Annotated in this window: 7 protein-coding genes and 1 pseudogene; 4 read left to right on the plus strand and 4 right to left on the minus strand. The window is 64.4% G+C overall.

What is annotated here, in order from left to right; translation table 11 throughout:
• Positions 1-3: 3 nt before the first annotated feature.
• Positions 4-1,116: a hypothetical protein gene (locus ACW9UR_RS25110; RefSeq protein WP_458919821.1), complete on the minus strand. Its 1,113-nt coding sequence runs from the start codon at positions 1,114-1,116 to the stop codon at positions 4-6.
• A gap of 198 nt (positions 1,117-1,314) precedes the next feature.
• On the opposite strand from ACW9UR_RS25110, the gene ACW9UR_RS25115 reads away from it, so the two are divergent.
• The gene (locus ACW9UR_RS25115; protein WP_458919822.1) at positions 1,315-1,704 is read left to right on the plus strand and encodes a hypothetical protein; all 390 of its coding nucleotides are present in this window, start codon (positions 1,315-1,317) and stop codon (positions 1,702-1,704) included.
• A gap of 25 nt (positions 1,705-1,729) precedes the next feature.
• On the opposite strand, the gene rfbF is transcribed toward ACW9UR_RS25115, so the two are convergent.
• Positions 1,730-2,641, minus strand: coding sequence for a glucose-1-phosphate cytidylyltransferase (gene rfbF / locus ACW9UR_RS25120; protein ID WP_458919823.1), 912 nt, complete (start codon positions 2,639-2,641; stop codon positions 1,730-1,732).
• Between the two features lie 134 nt (positions 2,642-2,775).
• On the minus strand, positions 2,776-3,702 hold the full coding sequence (locus ACW9UR_RS25125; protein WP_458919824.1) for a glycosyltransferase family 2 protein: 927 nt from the start codon (positions 3,700-3,702) through the stop codon (positions 2,776-2,778).
• Between the two features lie 159 nt (positions 3,703-3,861).
• Here ACW9UR_RS25125 and ACW9UR_RS25130 point away from each other — a divergent pair, with 159 nt between their 5' ends.
• From ACW9UR_RS25130 to ACW9UR_RS25140, 3 genes are all read left to right on the plus strand, one after another.
• On the plus strand, positions 3,862-4,884 hold the full coding sequence (locus ACW9UR_RS25130; RefSeq protein ID WP_458919825.1) for a glycosyltransferase family 2 protein: 1,023 nt from the start codon (positions 3,862-3,864) through the stop codon (positions 4,882-4,884).
• Positions 4,881-5,426 carry an acyltransferase gene (locus ACW9UR_RS25135; RefSeq protein ID WP_458919826.1) on the plus strand — a complete coding sequence of 182 codons (546 nt, stop codon included), beginning with the start codon at positions 4,881-4,883 and terminating at the stop codon, positions 5,424-5,426. The genes ACW9UR_RS25130 and ACW9UR_RS25135 overlap by 4 nt, the downstream gene beginning before the upstream one ends.
• Positions 5,427-5,961: 535 nt before the next feature.
• Complete coding sequence (locus ACW9UR_RS25140; protein ID WP_458919827.1) at positions 5,962-6,975, plus strand: Hint domain-containing protein; 1,014 nt, start codon at positions 5,962-5,964, stop codon at positions 6,973-6,975.
• Between the two features lie 101 nt (positions 6,976-7,076).
• Here ACW9UR_RS25140 and ACW9UR_RS25145 read toward each other — a convergent pair.
• A pseudogene (locus ACW9UR_RS25145) lies at positions 7,077-7,202 on the minus strand (cupin domain-containing protein); the annotation flags it as partial.

A 7,202-nucleotide genomic window follows, 5' to 3' on the forward strand; every position in this document is an offset into this window, starting at 1 on the left:
CTTTCAGCGCCGCGCCGCGTCGCGCAGGAATGGAACCTGTTCGATGCTGCGCGAAACCGCGCCGCTGTAGACCCTGCCCACGCTGTCGAATATCCCGAAGCTTAAGCGCTGCTGCAGCGGTTCGACGCTGGCGCGGTCCAGCGCCAGAACGGTGAGGACGCCGATGAAGGCCGCAACGATCAGCATATCGAACGGGAAGGCGGCGGAATATTCGGGAAGCAGGTTCAGCAGGATGTTCCCGAAACCGTAGTAGAACAGCGTCTGCCATCCCAACGCCGCGAAAAACCGCGATACTCCCGTGTTTCCTAGATATCTAAATAGAAGCATATATGTGGCGGCACAGATCATGCCGTATGCGTAGTACGTGGGTTTGTTTGTCCCCCGGTAGACATAGACCAGGTCCGACAGGAATGCCTTTGGGCCTTCGCTGCGCGCCGTCGTCACCGCATCATGGACCAGCAGCGTCGTCGCCCCGGCCAGCATGGCTCCTGCGGCGTGCCAGCTGCGGCGCCCGGTCAGCGCTTCGCCGATGAACATGCCGAAGGCGACCAGGACCAGTCCCAGCAGTACCGCCGGTCCGCGTCCAGCGTCGTGCCCCAGCAGGTACTGCAGCGCATAGGCGTCAGACAGCCCGCCGCGTGCCGCGACGCCCGAGGCCAGCCAGCAGATCGCCGCCGCGCCCGCGACCAGGGGCGCGCCGTGGCGCAGCACCAGCGGAGCGGCGAGGAAGAAGATCAGGAACATCGCCGTGTAGAGCGTCAGGATGTTGCCGAACCGTCCGCCGCCGGACATCAGCAGCGCGTCTCGGGTTTCGGTGACGGCGAGCTTTCCGGTGACGAAGGCGGCGAGCGTGATGAGCGCGAACAGCAGATAGCAGGTGATCGCCTTGCCCAGCAGTCGGCGCCGGGCGGACAGCAGAGACCGGCCGGCGCGGACCTTGGACAGGTAGGCGACCTCGAGCATGATGCCGAACAGGATCAGGAAGGTCGGCGTGGCGCTGCGGGTGATCGGTTTGAACAGGCTGACCTCGGGTGCATACACGATCAGGCTGTGGGAGAGCATTGCGAGTACGACCGCCACGCCCCTGGTGCTGTCGACGAAGTCCAGACGTTGCAAGATGTCACCGGTAGCCCGTGATTACCCCCAGCATCCGTCCTGGCGCCACGGATACGCCAGGGCGGTGCATACGCATACTCCCCGGCGCGTACCGTACCCTAAATACGTAAGCTCGGAAACTATTTACGGGCAATGGTGTGATGATTTTCTATCACGGTCTGGCCTTTAGCGGTTAAACTGGCCCGGTGGGGGACTAAAATGGTGGGTTCGATGACGTGGCACTCGGTTTCTACGGCGACGTGGGTAAGTGTGCTCTTCTTCCTGGGTGCGGCGGCTTTCATCGCGGTCTATTCGGCACTGGTTTCGCTGCTGGGCGTTCTGCCCTGGCCGGCAGAGATCTGGGACTCGCTCTCCGGCGCGCGGCTGCGCCTGGGGGTGCTGGGCGAGCGGCCGCTGTATCACCTGTTTGTCTATGCGGCGGCGGGGCTGCTGTTTGGGGCGCTGGTGACGGCCGTTGCGGCGATCACCTGGCCGGTGATCGCCTTTTCCCGGAACGCGGACGGCGCCGCGGTGCGGATGACCCGAGTCTATCTCTGGGCCTTCCTGCTCAACCTGGTGCTGTTCGCCCTGGGGGTCGCGTTGCTGTAACGGCCGCCGACCGGGTGGCGCGGGATCACAGCGACTGGTAACGCACCCAGTCGCCGGGGTTGCCGCCGCGGCCGATGCCGGCGCTGGCGCCGGGCTGGTGGGCCTTGCCGGCGGTGTCGGTGGGCGGATGCTCCCGCTCCCAGGTGGCCCAGGGACGTTTGCCGCTGGCCCACATGTCCTCGAGCCGGCGCTTGTCGGCCAGGTGATCCATGCAATACCAGAAGCCCGGATGGCGGTAGGCCATCAGCTCGCCCATTTCCATCAGCTTGGGAAGCGGTCCCTGCTCCCACATGATCTCGTCGCCGTTGACGTCGGCCACGGCGTCGAACACGCCCGGCTCCAGGATGAAGAAGCCGCCGTTGATCCAGTCCATCGCGGTCTCGGGCTTTTCCTGGAAGCCCTCGACCAGCCCGTCCTCGCGCACGCCCAGATGGCCGAAGGTGGTCAGCGGCCGCACCATGGTCATGGTCGCCAGCTTGCCGTGCGAGCGGTGGAATTCCATCAGCGCCTTGAGGTCGACGTTCGAGACCCCGTCGCCATAGGTCAGCATGAAGGTCTCGCCGCCGAGATAGGGCTGCAGCCGGGCCAGGCGGCCGCCGGTCATGGTCTCTTCGCCGGTGTCGATCAGGTCGACCACCCAGGGCGGGCGCGGCGCGTTGTCGACGCCGTTGAGCGCCGGCTGGCCGAACAGCTCGCGCTGGCCGAAATCGACCCGCAGGTTGCCGGAATACTGGCACAGGTCGGCGATGTATTTCTTGATCAGGTTGCCCATGTAACCGAGCGCGAGCACGAACTCGTGGTGCCCGTGGTGCGAATAGTGCTGCATGATGTGCCACAGGATCGGCCGGTTGCCGATCTCGACGAGGGGCTTGGGCCGCACCCGCGTCTCCTCGATCAGTCGCGAGCCCTTGCCGCCGGCGAAAATAGCTACTTTCATGCTGTCACTTCCCCACTTGTCACACACGAACGGTCCCCACCGTTCGGGCAACGTCCCCTGAGCCCGAGATTAGACGTGCGGTACCGCAGTTTCCACGCTGTAAGTCTTCCGATAGCGGTGCTTTGTGACAAAATTCAGGTTTGCCGCCAGCGCCCGGCCAGATCTTCGCCGCTGCCGCGCATCAACAGGCTGAGCATGCGGCGTGTCCGGTGCAGCCGGATTCGCGTGAGGCACCCGAAGGCGCGGGCCTTTGCCCGGGCGCCCGACAGCCGGTCGGTGCGCGCCAGCAAGGGCAGTTCGGCCAGCGGCGAGGCCGCCAGCGCCAGTGCCCGCGCCCCCCAGCGCAGTTGGCCCCCCAACCCGCGCACCGCGGCGTGGTCGTGGCCGATGTGCCGGTCCCATTTGCGCGCCAGCTCGGCGAAGCTGTCGCGGGCGGGGGTGGCGATGCGCATGTCCGGCACATAGTCCAGCCGCACCCCGGCGGCGCTCGCCCGGCGGCCCCAGTCCACGTCCTCGGCGAGGCCGATGCCGGCGAAATCGCCGATCGCCTCGAACACCGCGCGGCGTGTGGCCATGTTGCAGGTCGCGGTATAGCCGTCGCGTTCGACGTAAAGTTTCATGCGGTAGCCCCAGACGCTCTCATAGGCCTCGACCGGGGTCGGCAGGGCCGGATCGGCGAGGGCGATGGTCACGTTGCCGCCGATCACCCCGGTCTGCGGGTGCGCGTCCAGGTAATCCGTCAGCACCGCCAGCCAGTCGGGCGCGGCGATGCAGTCGGCGTCGATGAAGGCCAGGAGCTCGCCCCGCGCCTGCCGCGCCCCGGTGCTGCGCGCGGGGCCGGGGCCAGGCGTTGCCTCGGTCAGCAGGCGGGCGAAGGGGAACGCCGCCAGCACCGCCTCGGGCAGCGCGTGCGAGCCGTTGTCGACCACGATCGCCTCGAAGGGCGGCGGGTCCTGCTGGGCGTCCAGCGCGGCCAGGCAGCGGCGCAGCGCCTCGGCGTGGTTCAGGTGCGGGATGACGACGGACACGCGGGGCGGGCCGTGCGGTGCGGTGCGGTTCATGTCGGACTCGGGCAATTTGCTGCCATCACATCCGGAAGTACCATGAAATCGGCGTTATTGTTGTGTTCTCTCACTCCGCGTTGGCCGATTGCGATTCCTTTGGGGCGCCGGGGACACTAGGGTCGGACGCGGGGAGCAGAGGGGATCGGGGACAGACGGATGACGGGGAAATCCGGCACGGCCGAAGGCGTGACGAACGGACAGGGTGGGGCGGAGGCGCCTGACCTCTCGATCATCATCGTCAGTTTCAACACACGCGAAATGACGCTGGCCTGCCTGCGCTCGGTGATCGAGCAGACGCGCGAAACCAGCTACGAGATCATCGTGGTCGACAATGATTCCCACGACGGCTCGGCCGAGGCGATCGCGGCGCAGTTTCCCGACGTGATCCTGTTCGCGGAAAAGTCGAATCATGGGTTCGCGGGCGGCAACAACATGGCGGTGCCGCACTCCTCCGGACATTACGTCCTGCTCTTGAACCCCGATACGGTCGTGCTGGATCGTGCGATCGACAGGCTGATGGCCTTTGCTCGCCGTGCGCCGGAGGCAAAAATCTGGGGCGGCCGCACATTGTACGGCGATGGCCAGCTGAACCCGACGAATTGCTGGCGCCGCATGAACCTATGGACGCTTCTGTCCCGCACCTTGGGACTGGAACGGGTTTTTCCCAACAGCCCGATTTTCAATGCCGAGGGATACGGGGGGTGGGCTCGCGATACCGAGCGTGAGGTGGACATCGTCACCGGCTGTTTCTTCCTGATCGAACGGGAGTTCTGGGATCGGCTAGGGGGGTTTGACCTGTCCTACGTCATGTATGGCGAAGAGGCGGATCTCTGTCTGCGGGCGCGCAAGCTGGGCGCGCAGCCCCGGATATCTCCAGAGGCCGAGATCATCCATTATGTGGGGGCGTCGACGACGGTGCGCAGCCGCAAGCATGTGATGCTGCTGAAGGCCAAGATGACCTTGGTACAGCGGACCTTTCCGGTGTGGCAGCAGCCGTTGGCCAAAGCGTTCCTGACGTTGTGGCCAGCCTCACGTCTGATGTTGTCATCCCTGCTGGCGCTGGTGACGGGCAAGCCCTCCTGGCGCAAAACCCGCGACGGTTGGCTCGAAGTCTGGGGGCGTCGGGATGAATGGCGGGCCGGGTACCCGGCGCTGTCCGGTGAGGGGCGCGCCGGATGAAGAATCGCAAGGACACTCGGCTTTTCGTCAAGACTTTGCGGGGGGCGGCATCGGTCGTGGATCCCCGTGCGCTGCTGCATGGGCTGCGCTTGCTTCATTACTATAATTATGTGCATGTCGCGCCGCTCCGCCGGGTGTCGCTAGGGCAGGGCGTTCGCATCGCACCGAATGTGGCTTTTGCAAATCCGGAACGGATCAGCATCGGGGACCGGGTGCAGATCGGAGCGCGCTGCTCACTGTGGGGGGGGGACAGCAAGGGGCGCATCGAGATCGGCGCGGACGCCACCTTCGGGCCGGACTGTTTCCTGACGGCTTCTGATTATGGGTTGGCCAAGGATGAACTGATAACGGCCCAGCCCAAGAATGAGCGTGATATTCGCATTGGCGCAGGAGCCTGGCTGGGAGCGCGGGTCATAGTGACTGCGGGGGTCACGGTAGGGGAGGGCGCTGTCATAGGCGCCGGTGCGGTCGTGACGCAGGATGTTCCCGACAACGCCATAGTCGCCGGAGTGCCTGCCAAGGTCCTGAAGATGCGCGACTGACCGGGTCTCGTGCGAAGAGGCCTCAAAGAGACATCCACCCGGTAGTCGGCCGCTGCCTTTCCCGATCCGTCGCGATCAAGGAATGCATGCCAGAACCACGCCGTGGCGTAACGCGATCTTATCGCGGAATGATGTCCTTGCAGAGATAGGCGCCGGTCTGAGCCTGATGGCTTGGGTGCCGTATGCGAGTGACGCTCCGGGGCGCTCCATTCGCACAAATGCAGGCAGATGAGTTGAGCGCCCTTCTTGCCTCTGGGTGGTATCCAAATAATGCGATGAGTATTTTCGAGGGCCAGTTAACCTTTTGAACATATTAATTAATCCTGATCGCGTATTAACTTGCCTGAAATTCGGGGCATGCCTATATTTTCTCGTGGTCCGACTGGTGGATGGAGCGTAGCCCGAGCACATAATCGGGGAGTTCTGTCCTGAGGGGATCGCAAATCTCGCAGTGAACATTCTGGGGTCGATCCATGTTCCGGATGACCCTGCCGAGCTTCTCGGAGCCTAACGAGTAGAGGACCCAGGTACGACAATGCCCGATTTCAACGTCACTTTTTTCGAGTTCAACTCTCAAAGCACGTTCCCGAATACGATCGGGTCGACGTTCACGATGGACCAGGCAAACTTCGATGCGACTTTCGGTGCGCCGAAGGGCAGCATGGTTGTCACCGATGACGACAACATCTTCCGTGAAATTGGCGGCGTTGACGGCAACGGACAGCCCCGGCACGATGCTGAAGCCGACATCACCGAAAGCGATGGTACGGTTAACACCGATATCTCCATCGATCTGGGCAAGATCTGGGTCTACACTTGGACCGACGGAGGCGGTGTAGTCCAGACGACAGAATTCGGCCGGGTGGACGTGTTTCTGCCGAGTGGGCTCGAAACCATCACCGTGATCAAGGGCGAGGTTCCCCCGGTCGGGACGGAAATGACTCTCACCTCGGTCATCAATTCGGTCAACGATCTGACCGGCTTCCTCTATTCCGAGATCATCTGCTTCACCCGCGGCACGATGATCCTGACCGATCGGGGCGAGGTCGCGGTCGAGGACCTCGAGGCGGGCGACATGGTCTTGACCCGCGACCGAGGCGCGCAACCGTTGCGCTGGGTCGGCTCGCGCACCGTTCCGGCCGAAGGAGCGCTGGCGCCGATCACCATCAAGGCCGGCGTGCTCGGCAATGACCGCGATCTCACCGTCTCGCCGGCGCACCGGGTGCTGATCGAGGGCTGGAAGGCCGAGGCCTTGTTCGGGCAGCGTGAGGTTCTGGCGACCGCTCGGCAGCTGACCGTGCGCGATGACGTCTTCGCGGTAGAAGGCGGGGAGGTGGAGTATTTCCACCTGCTGTTCGATAACCATGAAATCGTCACCGCGAACGGTGCGGCGGCCGAGAGCCTGAATCCGTCGGACCTGGCGCTGGATGCGCTCGAAACCGAGCAGCGGGCCGAAATCAGGACCCTCTTCCCGGAACTGCTGACCGCAGGCGCGTTCCCGATTGCGCGCCGGATGCTGCGCGATACCGATATCGCAGCGCTGTACTGACGGCGCCAGCGCGCCTGCCCGGCAAGCACGGGCGGGCGGAAACGAGCTGATCCGCAGTGCCGCGAGGCTCTGCGGATCCAATGGCCGCTGCCTGCCTGCGGCTAGGTTCTGGCGTATATGTCCTCGTATCGGACGATGTCGTCCTCGCCGAGGTATGCGCCGGTCTGGACCTCGATCAGGACGACCTCGACCTTGCCGCGGTTGGCGAGGCGGTGCGTCGCGCCGAG

The sequence above is a fragment of the Halovulum sp. GXIMD14794 genome (assembly GCF_054457455.1).